The organism is Novosphingobium sp. PY1, from assembly GCF_017312445.1.
Taxonomy (GTDB): Bacteria; Pseudomonadota; Alphaproteobacteria; order Sphingomonadales; family Sphingomonadaceae; genus Novosphingobium.
The window spans coordinates 459,392-484,077 of the sequence record NZ_BLTI01000004.1; the positions used below are offsets into that span (position 1 = coordinate 459,392).

Below are 24,686 nucleotides of genomic sequence, written 5' to 3' on the forward strand. Positions count from 1 at the left end.
CGCGGCGCTGGTTTGGCTGCTGGCCTGCTCAACGCAGCGACCATGCGATTCACCGAATATGAATCAATCATCCTCTTCGCAAGGTGGCCTGAATATGTTTGGATGACTTTGCGCCGTATCCGACAGGAGTCGAGTCGCCAATCCGGGAGCTCGGCGCGGATCCGGCCCCTTCAAGAGGAGAACCGTCCATGGATAGTTCGCACGTCAGCGCCCTTCAACTCAAGCATGCCGGGATCGAACGCCGGCTTCACGACGAGATGGCCCGGCCGTTGCCTGACAATGCGGTAATCCAGTCCCTCAAGAAGCGAAAGCTCAGACTCAAGGAAGAAATCGCCCGCTGTTAGACGCGCGATCCCCCGCGTAGCGGAGATAAGTTCCGAATTAAGCTGATTTCACGGTCCCGCTCCGTTCCCAAAGCGCTCCGATTGGGGTAGTTCTCAGGGTATGACCAGCGGAGCCGTCGAAGCAGCAAGAAACATTCTCACCCGCCTCCACGAGGTCATGGCTTCGCGCAGCAATGCGCAGGCCAAGCTGAACAACGTGGTGGAAGTGATAGGCGAGTGCCTCGATAGCGAGGTCTGCTCGATCTACCTCCTGCGTGAGGGGATGCTGGAACTCTTCGCAACGCGCGGCCTGGCCCAGGAGGCTGTCCACGTCACGCGAATGGCGGTGGGTGAAGGTCTCGTCGGCACGATTGCCGACAATATCGAGACACTCAACCTCGCCGAAGCGACGGCGCACCCCGACTTCTCCTATCGTCCGGAAACGGGGGAAGAGAAGTTCCATTCCTTTGCGGGTGTACCGATCGTGCGGCGCGAACGTGCGGTTGGCGTGCTGTGCGTGCAGCACGTCGATCCGCGCCGCTACGAAGAAGTCGAGATCGAGGCCCTGCAGACAGTGGCGATGGTGCTCTCAGAGCTCATCACCAATGCGGACCTCATCGACGAAGTGGATACCCATTCCTTCGATGCGGCCAGCAACGGTCCGGAGCAGCTTCATGGCCTGACCCTGGTCAAGGGACTGGCATCGGGTACCGCGGTCTATCACCAGCCGCGGGTGACCATCGAACATGTCGTCGCGGAAGACACCGAGGCCGAGCGCCAGCGCGTCATCCTCGCCTTCGAGAAGATGCGCGAGCAGATCGACCGCATGGCCAGCCAGGCGGAATTCGGTGTGGGCGGAGAGCATGAGGAGGTCCTCGAGACCTACCGCATGTTCGCTTACGACGAAGGCTGGACGCGCCGGATCAACGAGGCGATCGATTCGGGCCTGACCGCCGAGGCGGCGATTGAACGCGTGCAGCAGCGCACCCGCATGCGCATGCGCCAGATCGACGACCCGCTGCTGGCGGACCGCATGCACGACCTCGAGGACCTGGCGAACCGCCTGCTGCGGATCGTTTCAGGCCAGATGGGCACGGCGGCCTCGATGGGACTGCGCAGCGATGCGATCCTGATCGCACGCAATCTCGGCCCGGCCGAGCTTCTTGAGTACGACCGGCGGCGCCTGAAGGGCGTCATCCTCGAGGAAGGCTCGCTTACCAGCCACGTCGTCATCGTCGCGCGCGCCATGGGCGTGCCGGTGCTCGGACGGGTTCGCAGCATGCGTGGTATCGTGCGGGAAGGCGACCTGCTGCTCCTCGACGCCGACCAGGCCACGGCGATCGTTCGGCCCGCAGCGGGCATGATCGAGGCCTTCGAGGCCCGTTTCGCCAAGAGCCGTGAGCGCCAGGCTGCCTATGCGGCGCTGCGCGATGTCCAGCCGGTTTCGCGCGACGGTGAGCGGATCACGGTCATGATCAACGCGGGCCTGCGCGAGGACATCACCAATCTCAGCCTCACCGGCGCGGACGGCATCGGGCTGTTTCGCACCGAATTCCAGTTCCTCGTCTCGGCCACGCTGCCGCAACGTGAACGCCAGACCCGCCTCTATCGCGACGTGCTCGATGCGGCAGGGGACAAGCCGGTGATGTTCCGCACGGTCGACATCGGCGGCGACAAGACCTTGCCCTACCTGCGGCACGACGACGGCGAGGGGGAGGAAAACCCGGCGATGGGCTGGCGCGCGCTGCGCGTGGCGCTTGAGCGCGACGGCCTGCTCAAGGCGCAGGCCCGTGCCTTGCTCGAGGCGGCTGCCGGGCGCACGCTCAACGTCATGTTCCCGATGGTGGCCGAACCCTGGGAGTTCGACGCCGCCAAGGCGGTGTTCGACAATCAGCTCGCCTATCTCAAGACGCAGAAGAAGGTCCTGCCCGAAGCGATCCGCTACGGGGTCATGCTCGAGGTTCCCGCGCTTGCCGAGCAGCTCGACCTGCTGGCGCCGAAGATCTCGTTCCTGTCGATCGGCACCAACGACCTGACCCAGTTCCTGTTTGCGGCGGACCGTTCGAACCCCAAACTGGCCGAACGCTATGACTGGCTGAGCCCGGCTATCCTGCGTTTCCTGCGGCGGGTTCTGCGCAACGTCGAGGGTCACAACGTCGATGTCGGCGTGTGCGGCGAGATGGGCGGGCGGCGGCTGGAAGCCCTCGCCCTGCTTGGCCTGGGGATCACGCGGCTGTCGATCACTCCGGCGTCGGTCGGTCCGATCAAGGAGATCATCGGCAAGGTCGATATCTCGCAAATCCGTGAAGCCATGAACGGGTGGCTGGTCAACCCGCCGGAGAACATGCGCGCGACGCTGGCGCGCTGGGCTGCGGATCGAGAAATTCTCGTGGATTGACATAACTCTGGCGCAAGCAGAGGATATCCGTCGCCGGTCAGGCACGACCCACCGCATGCCCTTGAATCAGAAACCTGCCTTCTGATTGACTTCGGGGACTCGTGCGTCTTGGGTTGGGCCGGATCGGGGCCGTATCACCTCATGTCCCTTCGGGAGCGGAATGGAAGACGTCGAAAGCAACGGAGCGGCAGTATCGCCGACGACTGCGGGCAGCAGGCTGCGTCAGGCGCGTGAGGCTGCGGGGCTGACCCGCGCCGATATCGCTACGCAGACGAAGATTGCCGAACGCCACCTCATCGCCATCGAGGAAGATCGCTTCAACGATCTCGCGGCGCGGACATACGCCGTCGGGTTTTCGCGTGCCTACGCGCGCGCCCTCGGCATCGACGAAGTGGAAATCGCCGAGCAGGTTCGCGAACAGCTCCACGCGGGAGATCATTTGCGCTCCGAACTCGTCGAACCGAGCTTCGAGCCCGGCGATCCGGCCCGCGTTCCGCCGGTGCGCATGGCCTGGATCGCAGCGGCCGGCGTTGTCGTGGTGGTTGGCCTGCTGTTGGCCTTCTGGGGCAGCTTCCTTTCGCCCGAGGGCAAGTTGCCCGACCTGATCGCCGACAAGCCGGTGGCAACCGCCAGCAAGGCGCCTGTGCCGGGCCCGGCGGCCGCGCCCAGCCGGATGGCGGCGAACACGGGGCCGGTCGTGATGACCGCCACGGCCGACAGGGTCTGGGTCAAGGTCACTGACGCCGACGGCAAGCAGCTTCTGCAGAAGGAACTGGCGCTCGGCGAAAGCTGGACCGTGCCTCAGGATGCCGCGGGACCCGAACTGCGCACGGCTCGCCCTGACGCGCTGCAGCTGACGGTGGGCGGGCAGGCGGTGCCCGAGATCTCCGACAAGCCGACGCTGGTTTCAGGCATTTCCTTGGCGGCGGCCGATGTCCTCGCTCGGGGAGCGGGAGGTGCGGCCGGCGCGTCGACCCAGGCGGCCCCCGCGCCGGCCCAGACGCCGCGCACGATCGTCGCGCCGACGCGCGATCCGGTGCCGTCTGCGCAGGCGGATCGTCCCGGCACTTTGCCTACGCCCAGCCCTACACCGGTCGCGGCATCGCGGGCGCCAGCGCCGCTCGCATCACCGCGGGCTGCCGCGCCGCGCCCCGCGGTAACGGCATCCGCCACCGTGCGTGCGAAGCCCAGCGTTGCCGCTGCCGCACCAAGCGAGGCTGCATCGGCCAGGCCCGCGCCGCAAGCGAGGCCGACGTCCACAGCTGCGCCTCTTCCGACGCCTTCGCCAACGCCCAGTCCGCGGCCGTCCGATCCTGCGGTTTCCACGGTTTCCGAGTAAGGCTGCCTCGACACACACGTCCGCTTTCTGCAAACATCCGGCGTATCGCGCATGGTTAATCGCCGGTTTTGCCGGCGCAGGCCAGAGTGCGATGCCATTGGGGGCAATGGCATCGGGGGCAATGGTGATGGGGCGGTGGGCCCCGACTTGGAGTAGATTTGGCGATGATTGGTTCACTTCGGGCTGGGCGAGGGATGCGGTTCATGAGCGGACGCCTGCTGGCGACCTCGGCCGTTGCAGCCCTGCTGGTTTGCGGGACGGTGCCGGCTCTGGCGCAGGATTCCACGGAAGGCCGCCTGACCAAGGTCGAGGCCGAAGTTCGGGCCTTGCAGCGCAAGGTCTTCCCGGGCGGCGATGGCAAGTTCTTTGAGCCGCAGATCTCCACGCCTGCGCCTTCGGCGTCTAGCGGGCCGCAAGTGCCCACCAGCACGCCGGTGACCGACCTGCTCGGACGCATGGACGCGGTCGAGGCGCAGATGAGCCGCCTGACAGCGCAAGTGGAACAGAATACCAACCGCCTGAACCAGCTGAAAGCGAAGCTGGCGGCCGACGCGCCGGTCGCGGCCGCTTCGGGTGCGGCTTCGCTGGCGGCGACCTCGGCGCCCGCAACGAGCGCGCCTGCCGCCAACCTCTCTACGATGAGCGGTGTCGCCAACCAGCCTTCCTCGCTTAACCGAACTCCGGTAACGGCCAAGCCGTCCGCGCCAGCGGTTCCTTCCGCGTCCCGCCTTCAGGCGGTGCAGGCCATCGTCAAGCCGCAGACGGACGATCCGGCCGACGATGAGTACAGCTACGGCTACCGTCTCTGGGATGCCAAGTTCTATCCCGAGGCGGAGCAGCAGCTGAAGCTGTTCCTCGAAAAGTACCCGAAGAGCAGCCGTGCAAGCTGGGGACGCAACCTTCTGGGCCGCGCTTATCTCGACGATGGCAATGCGCTCGAGGCGGCCAAGTGGTTCGTCCAGAACTACCAGGCCGACAAGAACGGCGAGCGTGCGCCTGACAGCCTGCTCTACCTGGCGGTTTCGATGAAGCAGCTCAAGGATACCAAGCGCGCCTGTATCGCGCTGGCCGAATTCAGCCAGACCTATGCGGCCGAAGCGGCAGGTCGTCTCAAGAGCCTGTACGACGCCACGCGCAATGGACTCTCCTGCAGCTGATCCCTCGGCCGCGAGGCTGATTCCTCAGGCCGAGCGCGTAGCCCGGTTCCGCGAGGGACTGGCCGCGCTCTGGCCCGAGGCGATCGATGCGCAGCCCGCACGACTGGCGATTGCGGTGTCGGGCGGCCCTGACAGTACGGCGCTGCTCCTCCTCGCCGCTGCGGCGCTGCCGGGCCGGGTCGGGGCGGCAACCGTCGATCACGGCCTGCGCCCCGAAAGCGCGCAGGAAGCGGCCGACGTCGCCGCGCTATGTGCGCGCCTGGGTGTTCCGCACGAAACGCTTCGGGTCGAGGTGGCGCCCGGGAATGTCCAGGCCGAGGCGCGCAGCGCCCGGTATGCGGCGCTTGCCCGATGGATCGAGGCGCGGCAGCTGGCGGCGCTGGCGACCGCGCATCATGCCGACGATCAGGCCGAGACGCTGCTGATGCGCCTGAACCGGGCGAGCGGAGTCGCCGGGCTGGCCGGTACGCGCGGGCGCGGGCAGGTGCCCGATAGCGACATTCCCTTGCTGCGCCCGGTGCTCGGCTGGCGCCGCTCGGAATTGGCCGAGGTAGTAGCCGAGGCCGGTATCCTAGCGGCGCAGGACCCCAGCAATGCGGACGACAAATATGATCGGGTGCGGGTGCGCAAGGCACTTGCCGATGCCGATTGGCTCGATGTTTCCGCGATCGCCCAGAGCGCGCAGTACATTGCCGAGGCCGATGCCGCGCTCGACTGGATGGCGGCGCTCGAATGGCGTTCCTGCGTCAAGAAGGAGCCGATGGGCCTGGGCTACCGGCCGCAGGCGCCGCGTGCCGTCGTCCTGCGGGTGATTGCCCGGATCGTGCGTGATCTGGACGGAGCGGAGCCGCGCGGCAGTGCAGTGGCGCGGCTGTTCGAAACTCTGGTTCAGGGCAGTCCGGCGTCGATTGGCGCGCTTGTCGTGCGTCCCAATGCCGGGCGCTGGAGTTTCAGCAAGGCGCCGGTGCGCGCGGCTCGCCGCCCCAAGGCCTGACGGTCACGCGCCGACGAGGCTGTCGCCCATGCCGACCTGCTTGCCGCGGGTGATGTAGACCTTGTCGCCCAGCTTCGTGGTCCGGAACAGCTTGGCGGCGAAAGGCTCGGGCATGCCGATGCAGCCGTGGCTGGCATAGCCCAGCTCGACCTTGGAGCCGTGCAGGGTGATGCCGTCGTCGGTCAGCCGCTGCATGTAGGGCATCGGTGCGCCGGTGTAGATGTTGGACACGTGGTCCTTGTCCTTCTGCGTGATCGGGAAGACGCCGAGCGGGGTGGGCTTGTCCTCGGTGCCGAGCAGCACGGCAGTCGCGCCGATCTCGTAGCCGTTGCGGAACACGGAAAGGACGCGGGCGTCGAGGTCCACGGTCACGACGATCGGACCGTCGGGGACATTGGCGTCGTCCCAGTGCCATTCGCCGTACTTGATCGGGCCGTCGATGGGCAGGATCCGCTTGATCACGAAAGGCTCGTCGGCCTTGGCGACAGGCGATGCGGCCTGTGCGGCGAGGGCTTCGGAGGCAGGGGCCACCGTTGCCGGATCGGCCTTGGCCGCTGCCACGCGGGCTTCGGAGAGCGATGCGGGCTGCGGCTTGTCGGGAGACGCGGCAAGCATCAGGACGCCGGCAATGACGGCCAGGGCGACAAAGCCCGAAGCGAGGAGGATGCGTCCGTTCACGTAGTCCTGTCCTTGACGAATCTGCCGGTACCGTTCTGGCGATGATCGCTTAAAACGGCGTGAAGCACCAGCGGCGCGGGGGCGCTGTCCCGCTGGAGGACTGCCGGGCCGCAAAAGTTAACGGCCACACTCCGGTGCCTGATCAAGCCATCGAGGGCCGCTGCGCGGCTTCTCAGTCGCCCTTGGGGCGGGCGATGCCTTCGCGCAGGATCGAGCAGGCCAGTTCCGCCATTTCGTCCGGATTGGTTTCGTCGGACCACACCATGTAGCGCAGGCCGAGGAAGACGTTCATGCCCATGATCGCCCAGGCGTGGGCTTCGCCCAGGTCGTCGCGCAATTCGCCGCTGGCGATACCGGCCTTGAGCCTGTCGGTCATGCGCGCTGCGGTTGTTTCGTAGTGCGCGCGGAAGGCGGCGGGATCGACGAATTCGCACTCGTCTATGATCCGGTAGATCTCCTTGTGCTCACGCGCGAAGTGCAGGAACGCCCTGAGGGCAGCGCGTTCGCGGTCGAGCGCGGGAAGGGGCGGCTCCAGGGCCTTCTTGGCTGCCTCGCGCACTTTGCCGCTCATGTCGTCGACGAGCGCGCGGAAGATCTCATCCTTCGAATCGAAGTAGGTGTAGAAACTGCCCAGCGCCGTTCCGGCCCTACGGGTGATTCCCGTTATCGATGCCTCGTGAAACCCGTGCTCGCCGAATTCGAGAGCGGCGGCGTCAAGCAACTTGCGCAGCGTCTTTCGTCCCCGCTCGGTTCTGGGAGCCTTGTCGGAGGGGGCGGAAATCTTGGGTTCGGGCGCATCTGCTGTGGTCACAATGCCACAGCTATCCCCTTCAATGGCGATTGGCAAATCTTCAATGTTGAAACCTGATTCAACTCTCGGTATCGATAGCGGCAACGACAAGGTTCATTGGGAGGTGAAGTGATGCTCAAGGCGCATTTTCTCACATTCGGTTGCAGTACTCTGGCTCTTGCCGGATCGCTGGGGCTGGCCGCTCCGGCTCTCGCTCAGGATGCGCAGGCAGCAGCCGAAGCGCAGGAGACGACCGGCGCTGAAATCATCGTGACGGCCCGCCGCCGCGAGGAGCGCCTCGTCGACGTGCCGATTGCGGTTACCAGCTTCAGCGGCGCCCAGCTCGAGAAGTCCGGCGCGATCGATGTCACCGACACCGCGCAGTCGGCCCCCAACGTCACGCTGGAGCCCTCGCGCGGAACCAACTCGACGCTTTCCGCCTTCATCCGCGGTGTTGGCCAGCAGGATCCGGTTTCCGGTTTCGAACAGGGCGTGGGCATCTATCTCGACGACGTCTACCTCAACCGTCCGCAGGCCGCAGTGCTCGACATCTACGATGTCGAACGCATCGAAGTGCTGCGCGGACCGCAGGGCACGCTCTACGGTCGCAACACGATCGGCGGCGCGGTCAAGTACGTGACCAAGCAATTGCCGCAGGACTTCTACCTCAAGGTCAAGGGCACCATCGGCACTTACGACCAGGTCGATGGCGTCGTGACGGTTTCCGCCCCGATCAGCGACCTCGTGCGCGTGGGCGGTTCGGTAGCGCGGCTCACCCGCGACGGCTTCGGCAAGAACCTCACTACCGGGGCGGAGAATTACAACAAGAACGTCTGGGCGGCGCGCGGCAGCCTCGACATCGGCGGTTACGGTGCGCCGGTGCTGATCCGCATTTCCGGCGACTACACCCACGACAAGTCGAATGCCCGCGGCGGCCATCGCCTGATCCCCGGCTTCGCTTCGGGCGCGCCGGTCCTTTCCGATGTGTTCGATACGCGCGGCGGCCTGACCGATCCGAAGCAGGACGTCGAGGCTTATGGCTTTGCCATCAACGCCACGGCCGAGCTGACCGACGCGCTGACGTTCAAGTCGATCAGTTCTTGGCGCAAGGACAACAGTGCCTCGCCGATCGACTTCGATGCGCTGCCGACCGTCGACCTCGATGTGCCGGCGTTCTATCACAACGAGCAGGTCAGCCAGGAATTCCAGCTGCAGTGGGATGACGGCGGGCCGCTGCAGGGTCTTGTCGGCGTCTATTATCTCGACGCCACGGCCGACACCTACTTCGACAGCCGGCTCTACACGACCTTTGCCGATGTCCTGCCGATGCTCACCGGTCATACCGAGGCCGACGTCGGTACCAAGACTTATGCGATCTTCGGCGATTTCACTTATGACCTGACCGATCAGTTCAGCCTTTCGCTTGGCGGGCGCTACACCTGGGACAAGCGCAAGGCGAACATCCTCAAGCAGAACTACATTCTCGGCGGCTCGGCAGGCTTCCAGAATCCGGGCGTGCTGTTCTCGACCGACACCGACTTCAGCGGCAGCAACGAATTCAAGAAGTTCACGCCGCGCGTGTCGCTCAGCTTCAAGCCTAGCGCCGATCACAACATCTACGCAAGCTATTCCAAGGGCTTCAAGGGCGGCGGCTTCGATCCGCGCGGCGTCGGCAAGAACGCCAACGACCTCGATGGCGACGGCAGCCTGAGCGATGCCGAAATCGCCCAGTACCTCAGCTTCAAGCCGGAGACGGTCGACAGCTACGAGCTGGGCTACAAGGGCAACCTGCTCGGCGGCGCGCTCTATGTTGCCGGTGCGATCTTCCGCATGGATTACACCGACATCCAGATCCCCGGATCGGTTGCCTGCACGGTGAATGGCGTGCCGACCTTCTGCGGTGTCGTTTCCAACGCCGGCAAGGCGCGGATGCAGGGCGCGGAACTGGAGGCCAATGCCCGGCTGGCACGCGACCTCGTCGCCTCAGGGGACCGGCTGAATTTCTCGACCGCGATCGGTTACATCGATGCCAAGTTCAAGAAGTACGAGACCCTGATCGGCGGGCAGACTGTCGACGTCGCGCAGTATCGCAATATCCAGAATACGCCCAAGTGGACCGCCAGCGGAACGCTGTCTTACTCGACCCCGGTCGGCGAGGGCGATCTCAGCATGTCGACGACGGTGTCCTACCGCTCGAAGACCCACCAGTTCGAGTTCCCCAGCCCCTATCTCGACCAGAAGGGTTATGCCCTGTGGGATGCCAGCCTGGTCTATTCCGCGCCGGGCAGCGGCTGGAGCATCGGCCTGCACGGCAAGAACCTGCTCGACAAGGAGTACATCACTTCGGGCTACAGCTACATCTCGCAGAACGAAGAGACGGGCGCGGTCAACCTGGGTGCCAATGGCTACCCGATCCCGACGCTCGGCAGCGAAGGTACGCTGACTGCCTTCTACGGCAATCCGCGCCAGGTCTTCCTCACCGCGACAGTGGAATTCTGATCGGGGCAACTGCGCAGCAGCCTGGCGGGGTCTTCGTCTCCACCCTTACGGAGCACCCCCCCGCAAGATCCCGCCAGGTCCGCTGCAGGTGAAAGGATTGTTCGATGGACTACCGCGACCACCGCTATCGCAGCGCCTGCGGGCGCCTTGAGCTGGCCGCGCGCGATTATCCCGCAGCCGCGGGCGACGAGGCCCCGGTCCTGCTGATGATGCATGGCCTGACCCGCAACAGTGCGGATTTCGAGCCGCTCGCAGCGCACCTGGCCGGCACTTACCGGCTGATCGTGCCAGACCAGCGCGGACGGGGCCTCTCCGACCGGGACCCCGATCCTGCGCAATACCGGCCGGACGTCTACGCACAGGACATGCTGGCCCTGCTCGATGGACTGGGTATCGAGCGCGTCGGCATGATCGGGACTTCGATGGGTGGGCTGATGGCGCTGATCATCAACGCGCTGCGGCCCGAACTCGCATCGGCCGTGGTGTTCAACGATATCGGTCCGGTTCTCGAGGACGAAGGGCTGGATCGCATCAAGAGCTATGTTGGCCCGCGCGGGGCGATGGCCTCCTGGACCGAAGCGGCAGCCCGGTGCCGTGCGATCAACGCGCCCGCCTTCCCCGATTTCGGCAGCGCAGACTGGATGGCCTTTGCCAGGCGCACTTGCGCCGAGAATGCCGATGGCACCGTTTCCTTCGCTTACGATCCGGCGATCTCGCAGGGCTTTTCGGACGAGGACGCGACTGTCGTACCGCCCGACCTGTGGCCCTTGTGGGACCTGCTCGACCGGATGCCGGTGCTTGTCATTCGCGGTGCGCTGTCCGATCTCCTGTCGAGAGCGACGGTCGAGGAGATGGCCAGTCGGCACAAGGGGCCTTATGCCGCCGTGGAAGTGCCGCGCGTCGGCCATGCCCCGATCCTCGATGAGCCCGCGGTCCTGCCGGCCATCAGGTCCTTCTGCCAGGAGCACGTGAACTGAGATGACCAGCACCGCGCCCCGGCGACCGGCTTCGCCCAATCTCGTTCTCGCGATGCTGCTGCTGGTCTATGTGTTCAACTTCGTCGACCGCCAGATCCTCGCGATCCTGGCCGCACCGATCCAGGCCGATCTCGGTCTCGACGACGCACAGATGGGGATGCTCGGCGGGCTTGCCTTCGCCATCCTCTATTCGACGCTGGGCGTGCCGCTGGCGTGGCTGGCTGACCGCACGAGCCGGTCCTGGGTGATAACCGGATCGCTGGTGATCTGGAGCCTGTTCACGGCGGTCTGCGGCGCGGCGCAGGGTTTCTGGCACATCTTCCTCGCCCGGCTTGGCGTCGGCGTCGGGGAGGCGGGCGGGGTTGCCCCATCCTATGCCGTGATCGGCGATCATTTTCCCAGCGAACGCAGGGCCTTCGCGCTCTCGGTCTATTCGCTGGGCATTCCGCTGGGTTCGGCAACCGGCGTGCTGGCCGGAGGCTATGTTGCGGCAAGGGTGGACTGGCGCGCGGCCTTTCTCGTCGTTGGCATTGCCGGGCTGCTGATTGCGCCGCTTTTCAAGTTCGTCGTGCGCGATCGCCCCAAGCCTGCCGCCCCGGCGTCTCCGGCAGCCGGGGAGGGCGTGCGCTTCCTCGCGATCGCGGCCTTGCTCGCCCGCAAGCGCGGCTTCTGGCTGCTTTCGTTCGGCGCCGCCTCCAGCTCGATGCTGGGCTATGGCCTCGCTTTCTGGCTGCCCAGCCTGCTCCAGCGCAGCTTCCACCTCGATCTGGTCGAGACGTCCTGGTTCATCGGCGCGGTTCTGCTCCTGGGCGGAAGCGTGGGCGTGCTGTCGGGCGGGCTGCTCGCCGACCGTCTCGGCCGGGCCAACCGTGCCTTCTACGCCTGGGTGCCGGCGATGGCGTTCGTGGCTGCCGTGCCCCTGTTCGCCGGGGGCATCTGGACTTCGAGCGTGCCGCTCGCCTTCCTCATGTTCCTCGTCCCGCAGGCACTGGCCTATATCTGGCTCGGACCGGTGACTTCGGCGATCCAGCATCTCGTCGAACCGCCCGCCCGGGCCACGGCATCGGCATTGTTCCTGCTGATCAACAACCTGATCGGGCTGGGCGGCGGCATCTATGCGCTGGGCGCTCTCTCCACGGCGCTGGCGCCGGTCTATGGCGAGGAATCGCTGCGCTATTCGATGCTCTTCGGTCTCGTCCTCTACCTGATCGCCGCCGTGCTCATGGCGCTGGCGGGCCCGGCATTGCGGCGTGAATGGGTGTCCGAAGGCTGATCCGCTCGGCCTGCACCGGGCGCAAAACCGCCCGCTCCTGCGTTGCAATCGCGCGCTTATCGACTACCAATTGGCAGTAGCGGCCCTGTCCGGAAGCATCCGGGCAGGGCGGTGATGCTGGTTCAGGTAACGAGGGGACGCTTCGTGAAACTACTCAAGTGGGCCGTTGGTGGCGCCGGCGCTTACGCGATCTACAGGTACTCGATCGGTCGCAAGGCCAAGGGGGAGGATGTGTTCGTCTCCCCTGAGAAGGAGCTTGAGAAGATTGCCCGGGACAGCGAGCCCGAGGCGCCTGCAAAGCCCAAGGCCAAGCCGACGGCCAAGCCCAAATCGGCCGCAGCCAAGCCGCCGGCCAAACCCGCCAGGTAATGGCGGGCGCTCCTGCGCTCGGGCACTCTGCTGGCCGGCGCCGCAGCCGTGGGTCAGGCCTGCTTTCGCAATCGCCGCGCCGGTGTTTCCCAAATCAACGACTTGTCCACTTTAGCTCTGTACGGCCTTGATCCGCAGTCGTATTCTGACGCAGGAGAACTGTGCGAACGACGCGGGAAGTACTGAATATAGTAAAGGGAGATTAATTATGGCCATCACCGACCACGTTGATTTCAACGCTTTTATGGAGGGCGTGAAGCGCCGTAATCCCTACCAGCCCGAATTCGTTCAGGCCGTGCAGGAAGTCGCGGAAGACATCTTCGAATTTATCGCCGACAAGGAACAGTACCACGAGCAGCAGATCCTGCGGCGCATTGCCGAGCCGGACCGCGTCGTTTCCTTCCGTGTCTGCTGGGAAGACGACAACGGCAACATCCGCGTCCAGCGCGGTTGGCGCGTGCAGAACAACAATGCCATCGGCCCGTACAAGGGCGGTCTGCGCTTCCATCCCAGCGTCAACGAAAGCGTCCTGAAGTTCCTGGCCTTCGAGCAGACCTTCAAGAACGCGCTGACCGGCCTGCCGATGGGCGGCGGCAAGGGGGGCTCGAACTTCAATCCGAAGGGCAAGTCGGTGCGCGAGATCATGCGCTTTTGCCAGTCCTTCATGACCGAACTCTATCGCCACATCGGCGCCGACGTCGACGTTCCTGCCGGCGATATCGGTGTGGGCGGGCGTGAGATCGGCTACATGTTCGGCCAGTACAAGCGCATCACCAACCACTTCACCGGGGTTCTGACCGGCAAGGGGCTCGAATATGGCGGTTCGCTGATCCGTCCGGAGGCGACCGGCTACGGCGCAGTCTATTTCCTGGCCGAGATGCTGGCGGCGCGCGGGCTCGACCTCGACGGCAAGACTGCCGTCATCTCCGGTTCGGGCAACGTGGCGACCCATGCGGCGGAGAAGATCGTCCACATGGGCGGCAAGCCGGTGACGCTCTCGGACTCCGGCGGGTTCATCTACGATCCCGATGGACTGACCCTCGATAAGATCAACTGGGTCAAGCACCACAAGACTCACCGCCGCGGCCGCATCAGCGAGTACGTGGACGAGTTCAAGGGCGCCTCGTATCACGAGGGCAAGACGCCGTGGAACGTCGCCTGCGACGTTGCGCTGCCTTGCGCAACGCAGAACGAACTGAACGGCGCGGATGCCCGCGCGCTCGTCGCCAATGGCTGCATCGCCGTTTCGGAAGGTGCGAACATGCCTTCCGACCTCGAAGCGGTGCACGTCTTCAAGGACGCCAAGATCATGTTCGCCCCGGGCAAGGCTGCCAATGCCGGCGGCGTGGCGGTGTCGGGTCTCGAAATGAGCCAGAATTCCGGGCGCCGTCCCTGGACCGAGGCGGAACTGCAGCAGATGCTCAAGGACATCATGTCCGGCATCCATGCCCGCTGCCTGACTTATGGCGAACGCGGTGGCGGCTATGTCGATTACGTTCGCGGCGCCAATATCGCCGGGTTCAAGAAGGTCGCCGATGCCATGCTGGCGTTCGGCGTGGTGTAACAGGGCTGGAGGGGCGCATGTCCGAAACGGTGAAGCCAGAGGAAGCCGCTTCGGACGTGCCTGCCTGCCATGGACCCGCCCGCCATGAGCCCGACCGCAGGCAGGCCGGGCTCTACGACGACAGGACCTATTCGGTGCACGCCATCCACATGGTGCGCACTGCCATGACCAATCACGCCGTGCTCAGCCAGATGGCCGATCACAAGGCGAATATCCTCATGGGCGTGACATTCCTCGTGTTCACCTTGTCGGTGAGCGCGTTCGGCGGCGGCAACTACCGCGTCTCGCTGCTCATCCTCGTCCTCTCCGCTTTCCTGTCGGCGCTGTTCGCGATGGCGGCGGTGACGCCAAAGGTGACTCCGCCAAAGTTGTCGGACGACGAGCTGGACAATCTTCTCTTCTTCGGGGTCTTTACCGGATTGCCGCAGGAGGAATTCATCGACCGTGCCATGCAGCGTGCAGAAACCGATGGCCGGGTGCTGAGCACGATGTTGCGGGACATCTACCAGAACGGCGTGGTGCTCCAGCGCAAGAAGTATCGCTATCTTTCCTATGCCTTTCGAACCTTTCGGATCGGTCTGGTTCTGGCGTTCGCCGCCTTCGTGCTGGAAGCTGCGGTCCCTATCTTTTGATTCGCGTCGAGGTGCCGGGATGAAAAAATTCTCGTCCTGCGTCAGAAAATTACCTTGACGAAAATCATTTCATTGCAATTGCTTGGGTGATTCTTTCACGAATTTAATTCGCGGCGAGCCTTGGCTACGTGCAATTACGTAGTTGCCCAATCTCACCTCATCGAGATAACTCGAGATATAGCCAAAATGGGGTGGATGAACGTGGGGATCGCACCGAACGGTGCGGGTCAGGCCCCTGTTCGTCCAGCGGATTGGACAAAAACATGGGGTCGCAAGCCAATGTACCAAGGGAATTTCCACCTGTTTCTGGTGGATCAGAATCAAAAGCGCCGCGCGACGGTGAGCTACGAAATGTCGAAGCGTGGCATCTATATCGTTCCTTTCGAAGCGGTTGAGGAACTGGCATCGCGCTGGCCCGATGCGGGCATGATTCTCATCGCGGACGACAACAACAACATCGCCACGCTCACCCACCTCATGCTGCAGATGGAGAAATGGCTTCCCTTCGTCGCCTTTGCCGAAAATCCGACGACGTCGCAGATCGTGCGGGCCGTGAATGAAGGTGCGGTGGGCTACAGCGACAGCCCGACCAATGTCGACGAATTCTGCAAGACGGTCGAGGAAGCGCGCGTCTCCATAGACCGCATCGGCCACATCCGCGCGCGCGCGATCCGGGCCAAGAAGTCGATCGAAAGCCTGACCCGCCGTGAAATGGAAGTGCTGGAAGGTCTTGCCCAGGGTCTGACCAACCGCGCCGTCGCCGAGCAGCTCGAAATCAGCCACCGGACCGTGGAAATCCACCGCGCGAACCTGCTTACCAAGCTGGGCGATGTCGGCATCAACGCCGCAATCCGCCTGCTCATCGAGGCGCGCATCATCTGAAGCTGCGTCCCCGGGCGCCTCAAGGGCGGTACCGACAAATCGAGAAATTCACGCAGGCCCGTCCGAACCGCTTGGTTTGGGCGGGCCTGTTGGCTTTATCGGGAAAGGAAAATGGTGCCGGCTACAGGATTCGAACCCGTGGCCCCCTGATTACAAATCAGGTGCTCTACCAACTGAGCTAAGCCGGCCCGGTGCGGCGCGCTGTCGCGGCTGCACGAAACAAGTCCGGCGCCCTTACCGCGAGGCAGGGGCGCCGGTCCAGAGTTTTATGCGTTGGGTGCAAACGCTTTTGGATCAGAAGACCGCGTGCGGTGCGTCTTCGTGCATCATGGCCTGGCGAACCAGAGGGATCGGCGGGCCGCCGTAGCTCAGGAAGCTGTCGTGGAACTGCTTCCATGCGCCGCGGCCACCACGGCTGGCGGTCCAGTCGTCGCGCAGCTTGCGGATCATCAGCTTGCCCAGCGTGTAGTTGAGGTAGGCCGGGTCGTAGGTCCCGCGCGCGGCCTGCTGTTCGGCCGTGCCCTCGTCCTGGTAGCATTCGTCCATGAACATGCGCTTGGACTGCTCCTGCGTCATGCCGCGGGCGTGCAGCCCGATGGCTGACAGATAGCGGCAGTTGCGCAGCAGGGCGTTGGAGAGCTGGCCGACGTGGACGCCGGGATCGCCGTCACCGAGGCCCGCATCCCACATCATTTCCTCGGCATAGTGCGCCCACCCTTCGGCGAAGGCATAGCCCACCCACAGGCGGCCCACCCATGACGGCGAGCGGTTCGAGTGGAGGAACTGCAGGAAGTGGCCGGGCATGACTTCATGGACCGAGGTGAACAGCAGGTCGTTCTTGCCCGGAATGTAGTCCTGCTGCTTCTGCTTGGACCACGAAGGGTCCGGCGGCGAGATGTAATAGATCGAGGGGATGCCCTTCTCGAACGGTCCGGGCGGGTCGATGTAGGCGGAGTTCTGCCGGTTGTAGGGCGGGCTTTCCTCGACCAGCGCCTGCTCGGTTCCCGGGATCGTCACCAGGTCGTGCGCGCGCACGAAGGCAGTGAGATCGGGGATCTGCTTGCGCGCGGCGGTGACCGGTCCACCCTCTGGCTTGTCGGCCCGCATCTTGTCGAAACAGCCCTGGATGTCCTTGCCCGGGGCATAGGCGGCGCAGGCTTTCTTCAGCGCCTCCTGGTTGCGCTTGAGATCGGCCTGACCCACTGCTTCAAGCTCATCCAGCGGGGCATCGACCGCTTCGGTTGCGGCCAGCATGCGCGAGAAACGCTCGGCTCCCAGCGCGAAGTCCTGCGTCGGCGTGGCTGCGGCGAGCCAGTCGGCGAGTTGTTGCATGGCATTTGCCGCAGCTTCGGACGTGGCCTTGAACTCGGCCTGCAGCGCAGGGTCCTGTACGTCGGCAAAGGCTGTGCGGGCATCGCCGCGATAGTACTCCGCGAAACCGCCGAAGCCGGCGACGCCCAGCTTGATGAAGCTGGCGGGCATCTGGGGCTTGAGGTTGGCGCGGATGTTCTTCGCGGCAGTCGGCACCGCCTTAAAGAAACCGATCATGGCCTTCATCCGCGTTGCCTTGTCGGCATAGTTGCGGCTGACATAGACGTTCGGGTCGAGCCCGCCGTTGATGTACCAGGTCGGGTTCGTGTGCGGCTGGTCGGCATCTTCGATCCAGAAGAGGCTGCCCTTGGCAACCTGCACCAGGTAATCGCGCTCGAACCTGTCGGCGTCGGACAGGCCGGTGAAGGCGTTCGCCCGGTCGATGACCGAGTGGAGGAAGGCGGCACGTTTGGCGAGACCGGCTTCGCTCCAGTCGGGCAGCCTGCCGTCGAACTGGTGTGCGCCCTGATAGACGGCGAAGGCAGGGTCCTGGATCATCCAGTCGTCGATGGTCTTCTGGACGAAGGCCTTCCACGCGCTTGCCGGAGCCTCGGCCGCAGGTGCGGCCGCCATCGGCGCTTCGGGAGGGGGCGCGGCGGTTGCACAGGCTCCCATTGCAAGGCAGGCCAGACCTGCCAGCAGTTTGTGTTTCATGTGATAGTGTGTCCCTATCGGTTTGGTGGAGCGACGCCCGGACCGGGGGGAGGGGCGCCCTCGATGGGACAGGTTGTGGTCTATACCGCGCCGAAGGTCCAGCCCTCGGTGCAGGCCAATTCCGGCGTCAGTTCAGCCGGTTGCCAGAGTGCCGGATCGCAGGCGGCGCGGCGCAGCCAGGCGGCGGTGAGCAGCGCGTCGCTGGTGTGATCGTCGATCGCGCCGCTGCCCCGGGCGGGCGGGGAACCCAGCGCCGCGAGCGCGTCAGCCAAGGCCTCGAACGTCGTCATCTTGGCGCGGGAAGGCGAGCGGCCTGCCGCTACGGCGGCCAGCGTTGTGTAGATCTCGACGATGACGGACCCGCGCGCCGGCAGCGGGTCGATGGGCCAGACCGGCACTGTGCCGCCAAGGCGATGGAGCATGCGCATCCCGGTCAGGCTGGACTTGCCGACTTGTGCCGCGCCGACGAGGTTGAAGTTCGAATAGGGCTTGCAGCCCGCGCGGGCCTGCGCCTCCTCGGTCACGCGCATCCGCCCGCGCCGATGTGCCGCGCCGGGCAGGTGGAATTGCTGGCCCTCCCGCCCGCCGTGACGGCGAAAATAGGCGCTGGCCCTGGCGTGGTCGACGAAACTGGTGGCGCATAGGTCCGCATCGCCCACGCAGACCGCATCGATCAGCGCCCAGAGCGCGCGGGCATCGCCGGGGCTTTCGTTCCAGCCGGGGAAGAAAGCCCCGGCGTCGGCGAAAGGCAGCGAGATGCCGAGGTCGAGCCCGACCAGGGTGTCGTCGGGCAGGTCGTGCAATAGATGATCGAGTACGTCCTGCCGCGACCAGACGGCGTGATTGCGCGGGCGCACGATTTGCGGCGCTGCGCCGCTGAGGTCGCACAGGCCGACCGCGATGCCTTTCTGGCGCGGGCCGACAGCGCCGGACCAGTCGATCGCCATGAAGTGGCGAAAGCGCGGCCCGCCATGCGCCGCGGCGTTCACTGCTCGCGCCGCTCGGCGCGCTTGCGGTTCCACCAGTCGATGCGCTTGAGGATCTCGCGTTCGAAACCGCGCTCTACCGGCGCATAGTAGGTCTGCGGAGCCATCTCTTCGGGCCAGTAATTGTCGCCGGAAAAGCCGTCGGGCGCGTCGTGGTCGTAGGCGTAGTCCTTGCCGTAGCCGATGTCCTTCATCAGCTTGGTCGGCGCATTCAGGATGTTGGCCGGCGGGCTGAGCGAGCCGGTTTCCTTTGCGCTGCGGAACGAGGACTTGAACGCCATGTAGGCCGCGTTCGATTTGGGCGCGGTGGCGAGGTAGAGGCAGGCCTGCACGATCGCCAGTTCGCCTTCGGGCGAGCCGAGGAATTCGTAGGCATCCTTGGCAGCAAGGCACTGGACGAGGGCCTGGGGATCGGCCAGTCCGACGTCTTCCGAAGCGAAACGCACCAGGCGGCGCAGGACGTAGAGCGGTTCCTCGCCCGCCGTCAGCATCCGGGCGAGATAGTAGAGCGCGGCCTGCGGATCGGATCCGCGCAGGCTTTTGTGCAGCGCCGAGATCAGGTTGTAGTGGCCGTCGCGGTCCTTGTCATAGACGGCCACGCGCCGTTGCAGGAACTGGCCGAGCCCGGCCGGGTCGAGCTTTTCCGCGATCTTGGCGGCATAGAGCGTCTCGGCCTGATTGAGCAGGAAGCGGCCATCGCCGTCGGCCGATGCGATCAGCGCCTCACGCGCGGCGACATCGAGGGGGAGGGGGCCTTCCAGCGCCTCGGCCTTGTCGATCAGCGCACCCAGCGCCCCGGCGTCGAGGCGGTGCAGGATCAGCACTTGCGCCCGGCTCAGGAGGGCGGCGTTGAGCGCGAAGCTGGGGTTCTCGGTCGTCGCCCCGACGAGGGTGACGGTGCCGCGCTCGACGAAGGGCAGGAAGCCATCCTGCTGGGCCCGGTTGAAGCGGTGGATCTCGTCCACGAATAGCAGCGTGCGTTGCCCGGCCCTTGCGGCCACTTCGGCCTCTGCGAAGGCCTTCTTGAGGTCTGCCACCCCGGAAAACACGGCGGAGACCGCGGCAAAGCGCATGCCCACGGCATCGGCCAGCAGGCGCGCCGTGCTCGTCTTGCCGGTGCCGGGCGGACCCCACAGGATCATCGAGGACAGGCGTCCGGCCGCGACCATGCGTCCGATCGCGCCTTCCGGACCGGTCAGGTGCTCCTGCCCGACCACGTCGGCCAGCGTGCGCGGTCGCAGCCGGTCGGCGAGCGGAGCATCCTCGCGCGGTTCGTCGGGAGGCGTTGCGGGAATATCGTCGGCAAACAGGTCGGCCATGGGGCCTATCTAGCGAGAGTCGCCCGCAATTGCACCGGTCTGCCGCGCGCGATAGGCTTGCGCCCACAAGGAAATGCAAAATGGTGGGATGCGATGGACAAAGCGACCGGCGTAGGGACCCCTTGGTACTTCTGGGTGGCAGCGCTGCTGTCGATCCCGTGGAATGCCTTCGGCTGCCTCGACTTCACCCTGACGGTGACGCGCAGCCCGACCTACCTTGCGCAGTTTCCGCCCGACATGATCGACTACATCGACACGTTTCCCGCCTGGTCCATCGTCGCCTGGGCACTGGGCACGTGGGGCGCGCTGCTCGGCTCGGTCCTGCTGGTCATGCGCTCGCGCTGGGCGATAGCGGCTTTCGCCGCCTCGCTGCTCGGTCTTGCGCTGACTACGGTCTATCAGTGGACCAGCGATGCGCCCGCGGCCGTCACCGGGGCGGGCGGCATGGCGATGAGCGCGTTGATCTGGATCGTCGCCATCGCCCTGCTCTGGTTCGCCGTGCGCATGCGTGCGCTTTACGTGCTTTCCTGAGAGCGCCTGCGCGCGGTCAGGCCCTGGCGCCGGACTTCTGGCGGATCAGGCGGATGTAGGTGTCGGCAACCGCCTGGTTGATCTTGTCCCAGCTGAACTCGGCGGCGCGATCCTCGCCTGCCTTGCCGTGCGAGAGCCGCAGTGCCGGGTCTTCGATATAGGCCTTGAGAGCCTCGGCGAACTGGTGGATCGCGCCGGGTGGCAGCAGACGGCCGGAAACGCGATCGTCGACGAGGCTCTGGCTGCCGGTCGCGGCAGCGGCGACAACGGGCAGGCCGCAGGCCATCGCCTCCAGCGTCACGTTCCCGAAAGTCTCGGTGACCGAGGGGTTGAACAGCAGGTCCATGCAGGCGACGGCGCGGCCAAGGTCCGCGCCCTGCTGGAAACCGACGAAAGCGGCGCCGGGAAGGCGCGCCTCGAACCACTCGCGCGCCGGACCCTCGCCGATGACGAGGACCTTGTACTTCACCTTGCGGCGGCGCAGTTCGTCGAGCGTGTCGGAAAAGACGTCGAGGCCCTTTTCCATGACGAGCCGGCCCAGAAAGCCGATTGTCACTTCGTCGTCGGCAATGCCGTGGGCACGGCGCCAGTCGAGGTCGCGGCGGCCCGGGTGGAAAATCTCGCGGTCGACGCCGCGCGACCAGATCGAGACGTCATAGTTCATGCGCTGTTCGCGCAGCAATTGCGCCATCGATTCGGACGGAGCGACCAGAGCGTCGCAGCGGCGGTAGAAACGGCGCAGGATCGCCTCGATCACCGGTTCGCCCCAGGCCATGTTGTAGTAGCGCAGGTAGGTCTCGAAGCGGGTATGCACCGAAGCGAGGATCGGCAGGCCGCGCTTGCGGGCCCAGCTCACCGCCTGATGGCCGACCGGGTCGGGCGAGGAGACATGCACGATGTGAGGCGAGAAAGCCTTGAGATCCCTGCGTGCCTTGCCGGAAATCGCCAGTGGAACGCGATATTCCGAACGCGAGGGAATGGGCACGGAGTGGACGCCGATGAGGTCGCCGGTCGGCTCGAACGCGGGTTCGGCCACGACAGGCGCATAGACGCGTACCTTGGCGCCCTGGCGCAGGAGATACTCGGCGAGACGGTTGAGGGCCTGGTTGGCCCCGTCACGAACGTAATTGTAGTTGCCCGAAAACAGGGCGATGCGCAGGTCGGCGGTGTCCATGGTGGCGAGCGCCATAGCCTCCCCCGCCCCGCTTGGCGAGGGGGAGAGGCCCGGGATCCCATCCGAAGATGAACGAAAAAGGGCGGGGCTTGCGTTTATGTCACGCGGTGGCCGCCGCCCGGATGGAGTGTGTCAGAGGATCAGTGGCGATAACGCCGTTCGTAGCGGTAATCGCGGTCGCGATGACGGCGATCGCGGCGCCAGTCGCGGCGGTCACGGTGCCAGTCACGCCGATCGTGACGCCAGTCGTGACGGTCTCGACCCCAGTTGTTTCCACGGTTCCAGCGTTCGCGGTAGTAGCGTCCGTAATAGCGATCGTAGTAACGGTCGCGATAGTAGCGGTTCGGGCGACCTTCGTAATAATAGTAATAGCCCGGATGGCCGCGCACGGTCACGTAGCGGCGAGAGGGATAGTAGTCGCGGTCGTAGTAATAGCGGTCGCCATCGTCGGCGAGCGCTGCGCCGACTGCGAGGCCGATCAGGCCCGCGCCGATGGCAATGGCTGCGTCATCGCCGTCGTGATGGCGGCCGCGCGCCTCGGCCGGAGCGGCCATGGCAAGTGTCGAGGCTGCCAGCACGGCGCCGAGGCCGAGTTTGGTGGCAAGAGATTTCAGTGTGGATTTCATTTGGGCGTCTCCCTTCGGATGGCCAACCGGGTGACGGCGGTATCGGTGGGCACGTTAGAAGAGAACCATGGCAGGCCGGTACTGAACCGCCACTGAACTTGTCGCGATTTGTAATAAGGCGTGCGCTGCTCGCGGCAGGCCGATGGCCGGGAGACACATCCCCACCCTTCGACAGGCTCAGGGTGAGTGTCCTGGAGAGGGCCCGGGCAATCTAAGCCCTGCTTCAAGAAAAAAGCCTCCCCGAGATGGCCCGGGGAGGCTTTTTTGGATCGGTTTACGCCGCTTCCTTCTTGCGGCTGGCCTTCTTGCGCTCGTGCGGATCGAGGATCGCCTTGCGCAGACGGATCGACTGCGGCGTGACTTCGACCATTTCGTCGTCGTCGATGTAGGCGATTGCCTGTTCGAGCGTCATGACCCGCGGCGGGGTCAGGCGGATGGCGTCGTCCTTGCCGGTCGAACGGAAGTTCGTCAGCTGCTTCGACTTCATCGGGTTGACTTCGAGATCGTCGGGCTTGGCGTTCTCGCCGATGATCATGCCCTCGTAGATCTTTTCCTGCGGCTTGACGAACAGCACGCCGCGATCCTCAAGGCTGTTGAGCGCGTAACCCACTGCCTCGCCGGTGCCGTTGGAGATCAGCACGCCGTTGAGGCGGCCCTCGATGGGACCCTTGTGCGCGTCGTACTTCTCGAACAGGCGGTTCATGATGCCGGTGCCGCGGGTGTCCGAAAGGAACTCGCCGTGGTAGCCGATCAGGCCGCGCGAGGGGGCCGAGAAGGTGATGCGGGTCTTGCCTGCGCCGGAGGGACGCATGTCGGTCAGCTCGGCCTTGCGGCGCTGCATCTTCTCGACGACCGTGCCCGAATATTCATCGTCCACATCGATCACGACGGTTTCGTAAGGTTCGGTGCGCTGTCCGTTCTCGTCGGTCTGGAACAGCACGCGCGGGCGGCTGATGCCCAGTTCGAAGCCCTCGCGGCGCATCGTCTCGATCAGGACGCCAAGCTGGAGTTCGCCGCGACCGGCAACCTCGAAGCTGTCCTTGTCCGCCGATTCGGTGACGCGGATGGCGACATTGGTTTCCGCTTCGCGCATCAGGCGATCGCGGATCATGCGGCTGGTCACCTTGTCGCCTTCGCGCCCGGCAAGCGGGCTGTCGTTGACGGCGAAGCGCATGGCCAGCGTCGGCGGGTCGATCGGCTGGGCCTGGATTGCCTCGGTGACCGAGGGATCGGCGATGGTGTTCGACACGGTCGCCTTCTCGAGTCCGGCGAGCGCGATGATGTCGCCCGCGCGGGCTTCATCGACGGGCACGCGGTCGAGGCCGCGGAAAGTCAGGACCTTGGTGGCGCGGCCGGTTTCGATCACCTTGCCGTCCATGTCGATGGCACGGATCGGGTCGTTGACCTTGAGCGTGCCCGACTGGACGCGGCCGGTCAGCACGCGGCCCATGAAGTTGTCGCGGTCGAGCAGGGTGGCGAGGAACGAGAACGGCGCGTCGACGTCGAGGTTCGGCGCGGGAACGTGCTCGACGATCTTTTCGAACAGCGGGGTCAGGGTGCCTTCGCGCGCGTCGGGATCGTAGCTGGCGTAGCCGTTGCGGCCCGAAGCGTAGAGCGTCGGGAAATCGAGCTGCTCGTCATTGGCGTCGAGGCTGACGAAGAGGTCGAAGACTTCGTCGAGCACTTCGGAGTGACGGCCGTCGGGACGGTCGATCTTGTTGACGACGACGATCGGCTTGAGGCCGAGGCCGAGCGCCTTGCCGGTGACGAACTTGGTCTGCGGCATCGCGCCTTCCGAGCTGTCGACCAGCAGGATCACGCCGTCGACCATCGAGAGGATGCGTTCCACCTCGGCGCCGAAGTCGGCGTGGCCGGGGGTGTCGACGATGTTGATGCGATAGCCGTTCCACTCGATCGAGGTCGGCTTCGCAAGAATGGTGATCCCGCGCTCCTTCTCGAGGTCGTTGGAGTCCATCGCACGCTCTTCCACGCGCTGGTTGTCGCGGAACGTGCCGGACTGGCGGAAAAGCTGGTCCACAAGCGTGGTCTTGCCGTGGTCGACGTGCGCAATGATCGCGATATTGCGCAGGGGAAGCGGGGCGGACATCGTTAGCCTTACAATTCGAGGGGGCCAAATGGCATCATCGCGA

The 24,686-nt window shown here is 65.2% G+C and carries 21 protein-coding genes and 1 tRNA gene; 13 read left to right on the forward strand and 9 right to left on the reverse strand.

All coding sequences use genetic code 11. The features are described from left to right. Positions 1–188: 188 nt before the first annotated feature. From J3474_RS06355 to tilS, 5 genes are all read left to right on the forward strand, one after another. Positions 189–344 carry a YdcH family protein gene (locus tag J3474_RS06355; RefSeq protein ID WP_007013154.1) on the forward strand — a complete coding sequence of 52 codons (156 nt, stop codon included), beginning with the start codon at positions 189–191 and terminating at the stop codon, positions 342–344. A 100-nt stretch (positions 345–444) separates the two neighbouring features. Then, positions 445–2,721, forward strand: a complete 2,277-nt coding sequence (ptsP, locus tag J3474_RS06360) for a phosphoenolpyruvate--protein phosphotransferase (protein ID WP_207093446.1) — start codon at positions 445–447, stop codon at positions 2,719–2,721. A 160-nt stretch (positions 2,722–2,881) separates the two neighbouring features. Further along, positions 2,882–4,060, forward strand: a complete 1,179-nt coding sequence (locus tag J3474_RS06365) for a helix-turn-helix domain-containing protein (protein WP_207093447.1) — start codon at positions 2,882–2,884, stop codon at positions 4,058–4,060. 203 nt (positions 4,061–4,263) lie between these two features. Next, on the forward strand, positions 4,264–5,217 hold the full coding sequence (locus J3474_RS06370; protein ID WP_207093448.1) for a tol-pal system YbgF family protein: 954 nt from the start codon (positions 4,264–4,266) through the stop codon (positions 5,215–5,217). Next, positions 5,198–6,211 carry a tRNA lysidine(34) synthetase TilS gene (tilS, locus tag J3474_RS06375; protein ID WP_207093449.1) on the forward strand — a complete coding sequence of 338 codons (1,014 nt, stop codon included), beginning with the start codon at positions 5,198–5,200 and terminating at the stop codon, positions 6,209–6,211. The genes J3474_RS06370 and tilS overlap by 20 nt, the downstream gene beginning before the upstream one ends. 3 nt (positions 6,212–6,214) lie before the next feature. On the opposite strand, the gene J3474_RS06380 is transcribed toward tilS, so the two are convergent. Further along, positions 6,215–6,889, reverse strand: coding sequence for a L,D-transpeptidase family protein (locus J3474_RS06380; RefSeq protein ID WP_207093450.1), 675 nt, complete (start codon positions 6,887–6,889; stop codon positions 6,215–6,217). A 172-nt stretch (positions 6,890–7,061) separates the two neighbouring features. Next, positions 7,062–7,700 carry a TetR/AcrR family transcriptional regulator gene (locus tag J3474_RS06385; protein ID WP_207093451.1) on the reverse strand — a complete coding sequence of 213 codons (639 nt, stop codon included), beginning with the start codon at positions 7,698–7,700 and terminating at the stop codon, positions 7,062–7,064. Between the two features lie 111 nt (positions 7,701–7,811). On the opposite strand from J3474_RS06385, the gene J3474_RS06390 reads away from it, so the two are divergent. The 7 genes from J3474_RS06390 to J3474_RS06420 all read left to right on the forward strand — a co-directional run bounded on the left by J3474_RS06390 (position 7,812) and on the right by J3474_RS06420 (position 15,875). Next, complete coding sequence (locus J3474_RS06390; protein WP_207093452.1) at positions 7,812–10,178, forward strand: TonB-dependent receptor; 2,367 nt, start codon at positions 7,812–7,814, stop codon at positions 10,176–10,178. Between the two features lie 104 nt (positions 10,179–10,282). After that, positions 10,283–11,155, forward strand: a complete 873-nt coding sequence (locus J3474_RS06395) for an alpha/beta fold hydrolase (protein ID WP_207093453.1) — start codon at positions 10,283–10,285, stop codon at positions 11,153–11,155. Between the two features lies 1 nt (position 11,156). Further along, positions 11,157–12,428 carry an MFS transporter gene (locus tag J3474_RS06400; protein ID WP_207093454.1) on the forward strand — a complete coding sequence of 424 codons (1,272 nt, stop codon included), beginning with the start codon at positions 11,157–11,159 and terminating at the stop codon, positions 12,426–12,428. A gap of 144 nt (positions 12,429–12,572) precedes the next feature. After that, entirely contained in the window at positions 12,573–12,797 is a 225-nt protein-coding gene (locus J3474_RS06405; RefSeq protein WP_148274930.1) for a hypothetical protein, read from the forward strand. A 208-nt stretch (positions 12,798–13,005) separates the two neighbouring features. Further along, on the forward strand, positions 13,006–14,361 hold the full coding sequence (gene gdhA, locus J3474_RS06410; RefSeq protein WP_013832005.1) for an NADP-specific glutamate dehydrogenase: 1,356 nt from the start codon (positions 13,006–13,008) through the stop codon (positions 14,359–14,361). 17 nt (positions 14,362–14,378) lie between these two features. Next, entirely contained in the window at positions 14,379–14,993 is a 615-nt protein-coding gene (locus J3474_RS06415; protein ID WP_013832006.1) for a Pycsar system effector family protein, read from the forward strand. Between the two features lie 309 nt (positions 14,994–15,302). Continuing rightward, positions 15,303–15,875, forward strand: coding sequence for a response regulator transcription factor (locus J3474_RS06420; RefSeq protein WP_232512591.1), 573 nt, complete (start codon positions 15,303–15,305; stop codon positions 15,873–15,875). A gap of 112 nt (positions 15,876–15,987) precedes the next feature. On the opposite strand, the gene J3474_RS06425 is transcribed toward J3474_RS06420, so the two are convergent. The 4 genes from J3474_RS06425 to J3474_RS06440 form a co-directional block, all read right to left on the reverse strand. Further along, positions 15,988–16,063, reverse strand: a tRNA-Thr gene (locus tag J3474_RS06425). A 106-nt stretch (positions 16,064–16,169) separates the two neighbouring features. Continuing rightward, positions 16,170–17,900 carry a DUF885 domain-containing protein gene (locus J3474_RS06430; RefSeq protein WP_207093455.1) on the reverse strand — a complete coding sequence of 577 codons (1,731 nt, stop codon included), beginning with the start codon at positions 17,898–17,900 and terminating at the stop codon, positions 16,170–16,172. Between the two features lie 80 nt (positions 17,901–17,980). Beyond that, complete coding sequence (locus J3474_RS06435) at positions 17,981–18,889, reverse strand: hypothetical protein (protein ID WP_242528217.1); 909 nt, start codon at positions 18,887–18,889, stop codon at positions 17,981–17,983. Then, on the reverse strand, positions 18,886–20,205 hold the full coding sequence (locus J3474_RS06440) for a replication-associated recombination protein A (RefSeq protein ID WP_207093456.1): 1,320 nt from the start codon (positions 20,203–20,205) through the stop codon (positions 18,886–18,888). The genes J3474_RS06435 and J3474_RS06440 overlap by 4 nt, the downstream gene beginning before the upstream one ends. A gap of 93 nt (positions 20,206–20,298) precedes the next feature. Here J3474_RS06440 and J3474_RS06445 point away from each other — a divergent pair, with 93 nt between their 5' ends. Beyond that, on the forward strand, positions 20,299–20,736 hold the full coding sequence (locus J3474_RS06445) for a hypothetical protein (protein WP_207093457.1): 438 nt from the start codon (positions 20,299–20,301) through the stop codon (positions 20,734–20,736). 16 nt (positions 20,737–20,752) lie between these two features. Here J3474_RS06445 and J3474_RS06450 read toward each other — a convergent pair whose 3' ends face one another. From J3474_RS06450 to typA, 3 genes are all read right to left on the reverse strand, one after another. Next, entirely contained in the window at positions 20,753–21,910 is a 1,158-nt protein-coding gene (locus J3474_RS06450; RefSeq protein WP_207093602.1) for a glycosyltransferase family 1 protein, read from the reverse strand. A gap of 140 nt (positions 21,911–22,050) precedes the next feature. Continuing rightward, positions 22,051–22,536 carry a hypothetical protein gene (locus J3474_RS06455; RefSeq protein ID WP_041558720.1) on the reverse strand — a complete coding sequence of 162 codons (486 nt, stop codon included), beginning with the start codon at positions 22,534–22,536 and terminating at the stop codon, positions 22,051–22,053. Between the two features lie 274 nt (positions 22,537–22,810). Next, complete coding sequence (typA, locus tag J3474_RS06460) at positions 22,811–24,643, reverse strand: translational GTPase TypA (protein WP_013832014.1); 1,833 nt, start codon at positions 24,641–24,643, stop codon at positions 22,811–22,813. Positions 24,644–24,686: the final 43 nt, after the last annotated feature.

Coding starts and splice junctions, on each gene's coding strand:
- J3474_RS06370 (WP_207093448.1), top strand. CDS start 4,264: ATGAGCGGACGCCTGCTGGCGACCTCGGCCGTTGCAGCCCTGCTGGTT.
- J3474_RS06365 (WP_207093447.1), top strand. CDS start 2,882: ATGGAAGACGTCGAAAGCAACGGAGCGGCAGTATCGCCGACGACTGCG.
- tilS (WP_207093449.1), top strand. CDS start 5,198: ATGGACTCTCCTGCAGCTGATCCCTCGGCCGCGAGGCTGATTCCTCAG.
- ptsP (WP_207093446.1), top strand. CDS start 445: ATGACCAGCGGAGCCGTCGAAGCAGCAAGAAACATTCTCACCCGCCTC.
- J3474_RS06440 (WP_207093456.1), bottom strand. CDS start 20,205: ATGGCCGACCTGTTTGCCGACGATATTCCCGCAACGCCTCCCGACGAA.
- J3474_RS06450 (WP_207093602.1), bottom strand. CDS start 21,910: ATGGACACCGCCGACCTGCGCATCGCCCTGTTTTCGGGCAACTACAAT.
- J3474_RS06430 (WP_207093455.1), bottom strand. CDS start 17,900: ATGAAACACAAACTGCTGGCAGGTCTGGCCTGCCTTGCAATGGGAGCC.
- J3474_RS06400 (WP_207093454.1), top strand. CDS start 11,157: ATGACCAGCACCGCGCCCCGGCGACCGGCTTCGCCCAATCTCGTTCTC.
- J3474_RS06445 (WP_207093457.1), top strand. CDS start 20,299: ATGGACAAAGCGACCGGCGTAGGGACCCCTTGGTACTTCTGGGTGGCA.
- typA (WP_013832014.1), bottom strand. CDS start 24,643: ATGTCCGCCCCGCTTCCCCTGCGCAATATCGCGATCATTGCGCACGTC.
- J3474_RS06415 (WP_013832006.1), top strand. CDS start 14,379: ATGTCCGAAACGGTGAAGCCAGAGGAAGCCGCTTCGGACGTGCCTGCC.
- J3474_RS06455 (WP_041558720.1), bottom strand. CDS start 22,536: ATGAAATCCACACTGAAATCTCTTGCCACCAAACTCGGCCTCGGCGCC.
- gdhA (WP_013832005.1), top strand. CDS start 13,006: ATGGCCATCACCGACCACGTTGATTTCAACGCTTTTATGGAGGGCGTG.
- J3474_RS06395 (WP_207093453.1), top strand. CDS start 10,283: ATGGACTACCGCGACCACCGCTATCGCAGCGCCTGCGGGCGCCTTGAG.
- J3474_RS06390 (WP_207093452.1), top strand. CDS start 7,812: ATGCTCAAGGCGCATTTTCTCACATTCGGTTGCAGTACTCTGGCTCTT.
- J3474_RS06355 (WP_007013154.1), top strand. CDS start 189: ATGGATAGTTCGCACGTCAGCGCCCTTCAACTCAAGCATGCCGGGATC.